This is a genomic window from Yinghuangia aomiensis (assembly GCF_039542225.1).
Lineage (GTDB): Bacteria > Actinomycetota > Actinomycetes > Streptomycetales > Streptomycetaceae > Yinghuangia > Yinghuangia aomiensis.
Genome location: NZ_BAABHS010000083.1, coordinates 1 through 2,793 on the forward strand (window position 1 = coordinate 1; position 2,793 = coordinate 2,793).

At 70.3% G+C, this 2,793-nt stretch carries 3 protein-coding genes; 1 reads left to right on the plus strand and 2 read right to left on the minus strand.

Annotated features, from left to right (window positions below):
* Nucleotides 1-90 precede the first annotated feature (90 nt).
* Nucleotides 91-1,074: an RDD family protein gene (locus tag ABEA93_RS41885; protein ID WP_345681271.1), complete on the minus strand. Its 984-nt coding sequence runs from the start codon at nt 1,072-1,074 to the stop codon at nt 91-93.
* 192 nt (nt 1,075-1,266) lie between these two features.
* Here ABEA93_RS41885 and ABEA93_RS41890 point away from each other — a divergent pair, with 192 nt between their 5' ends.
* A complete protein-coding gene (locus ABEA93_RS41890; protein ID WP_345681273.1) occupies nt 1,267-2,274 on the plus strand; it encodes a stage II sporulation protein M in 1,008 nt (335 codons plus the stop codon).
* 293 nt (nt 2,275-2,567) lie between these two features.
* Here ABEA93_RS41890 and ABEA93_RS41895 read toward each other — a convergent pair.
* Nucleotides 2,568-2,793, minus strand: a 226-nt coding sequence (locus tag ABEA93_RS41895) for a hypothetical protein (protein ID WP_345681272.1), incomplete at its 5' end; no start/stop codon positions are given.

The following is a 2,793-nucleotide window of genomic DNA, read 5'->3' on the forward strand; positions in this document are numbered from 1 at the left end:
CCCCCACCGCACCTGTGGACAGCCCCCGCCACCCCAACCACCCCACCTGCTAAGCAGGTTGGCAAGGGGACCCCAATAAAAGTCAGACCATCACACCGGCGGCTTGAACCCCGTCCCCTTCGCCGCCTCCCCTTCCGCAACCCCTCGCCCCGACCCGGCCCCCGACTCCGCGCCGCCCCCCGCCGAGCCACTGCTCCCAGATCCGGCCCCCGCACCACCGGGCTCCCCAGCCACCCCACCCACAGCAACCGGCACCCCCGAGCCCCCCACCGGCGTCCCCCCGCCGACCGGCCCCCACCCGGCAGCCGCGCCGACCGGCGCCGTCGCGTTCCCCGCCTCCCGTGCGTAAGCCCGCCGCCCCCGCTCCGCCAGCACCGCCGCCAGGAACTCCGCAGGGTGCACCCCCACCGGCGCCGGAATCCCCACCCGTGCCGCGACCTCCGTCGCCAGCCGCATCCCCAGCGCGCCGGCGACCGCCGGGTCCAACTGCCCGAGCCGTCCCAAATACTGCCGCGCCTGCAACGCCAGATCGTCCGTCAGCCCCGACAAGTCCAGCGACGCCGCCCACGCCGCCGCGGCCGGGTGCATCGCCACGGGCACGTGCCGCGCGCCCGGTGTCCGCTCCCGGACCACGAACGTGCCCGCCGCCTGGTCGCCGAGCCGTTTCCCCCGCGTCGAGGCCAGCGACGAGATGACCGCGCCGCAGCCCACCGTCGTCCAGAAGTCCGCGAAAACCCCCACCAAGCCGCGCACCAGCGCGTGCCGGAACCGCACCGGACCGCCGTCGTCCCGGACGACCCGCAGCCCCAGCGCCATCTTCCCCGGCGACCGCCCCCGCGTCGCCGTCTCCCACCCGACCGGCCACCCCAGCAGCACCGCGACCACGAAAACCAGCACGACCGCCGTGCCCAACGCCGGGTCGACGCCGGTCAGCAGCGTCCCGAGCCCCCACCCGAACAGCAGCAGGCACGCGCCCTGCATCAGGAGGTCGAGGGTGAACGCAATCGCCCGGCTCGCCAGCCGCGCCGGCTGCAGATCGAGAGAAACCGCCTCACCGGTGACCAGATCGCTCACGTGCGCCCCTGCTTTCCGCAGTACTCGAAGTACTCGCCGACGGCCCGCCCCACCTGCGACCCGATTCTCCTGACGGGCCCCCGCCCGCGACACCCCATACCCGCGATACCCGCATAGCGACGCACACGCCCCTCTCATGGTCTGATGACCACACCAGCGCCCACCCGCCGCGACGGAGGAGTTGCCCGCAGCATGGACGTCGACGTCTTCGTGGCGGTGCACCGGGGTGAATGGACCCGCCTCGACGAGCTGTCCCGCCGCCGCGCCAAGCTCACCGGCCCCGAGGTCGACGAACTCGTGACCTTGTACCGGCGTACGGCGACCCACCTCTCCCTCGTCCGGTCCGCCGCCCCCGACCCGGTCCTGGTCGGCCACCTCTCCTCGCTCGTCGCCCGCGCCCGTTCCGCCGTCACCGCGCCGCGCGGCACCGCGTGGCGCGACGCTCTCCTCTTCCTCACGACCCGCTTCCCGGCCGCGGTCTACCGGACCAGGCGCTGGTGGATCACCACAGCCGTCGTCTCGATCCTCGTCGCCACCCTGATCGGCGCCTGGGTCGCCGCGAACCCGTCCGTCCAGGCATCCATCGCCGCACCCGACGAGATCCGCGAACTCACCCGCCCTGGCGGTGACTTCGAGACGTACTACGACAGCAACCCGGCATCCTCTTTCGCCGCACAGGTGATGACCAACAACGCGTGGGTCGCCGCGGGGAGCCTGGCCCTCGGCGTACTGCTGGGGCTGCCGACGCTGTTCATCCTGTTCCAGAACGCGGCCAACATCGGAGTGTCCGGGGGCCTGATGGCCGCGGCCGGCCGCTTCGACGTCTTCCTCGGCCTCATCACCCCGCACGGCCTGCTCGAACTCACCGCGGTCTTCGTCGCGGCCGGCACCGGCCTGCGCCTGGGCTGGACGGTGATCGACCCGGGACCCCGCACGCGCGGCCGGGCCCTCGCCGAAGAAGGCCGCATCGCCCTCGGCATGGCCCTCGGACTCGCCCTGGTCCTCGTCGTGTCCGGCGTCATCGAGGCCTTCGTGACCCCGTCCGGTCTGCCTACGTGGGGACGCATCGGCATCGGCGTCGCAGCCGAGGCCGCGTTCCTCACGTATGTCTTCGTCCTCGGTCGGCGCGCCGCGGCCGTCGGCGAGACCGGGGATATGGCATCCTCGGATCTCGCGGACGAGCTGCCGTCGGTCGGCTGATCGAGTGAAGTTGACACCGACGACAGTGGACGCGTAAGTTCGAAGGGTTGTCGCAACGCTGGCAAGCAGCGCGACAACCTGGTAGCATCTACCGGTGTCGAGCGGGCGACTCCGTTCCTGTCGAGTCTTCGAGGGAACTGGGTCCTGGATCCGCCACAGAAGCACTCCTGATCCTCGCGATTGTTCTTCATGGTTCTTTCCATGACGTCTGCCGTGATTTCTTTCAGCGCGCTCTGTCGGTGTTTTCCGAATTCGATCGCCCGACACGGGTTTGGCAGGCGGCAAACCGGCTGCTAAGCTCCAGGAGCCGAAAGAAAGAAGCCCTCCGGGGTGGATTTCCAAAGCGAAAGCAGAAGGCAAAGCGGGCCGAAAGGATCTGCTAAGCTGGAAGCGCCGGAAGAAAAGCCGAAAGGCCGCTCGGAAGGCCGGCGGAAAGCGAAAATCGGGCCGGAAACGGTGTGATACGCTGGAAGCGCAGAAACAAAGAAACACAGCAAAAACGAAGAAGCGAAACGCCCG

Bases quoted from the DNA above. Each gene is read 5' to 3' on its own strand.
- ABEA93_RS41890 (WP_345681273.1), top strand. From the start codon at position 1,267: ATGGACGTCGACGTCTTCGTGGCGGTGCACCGGGGTGAATGGACCCGC.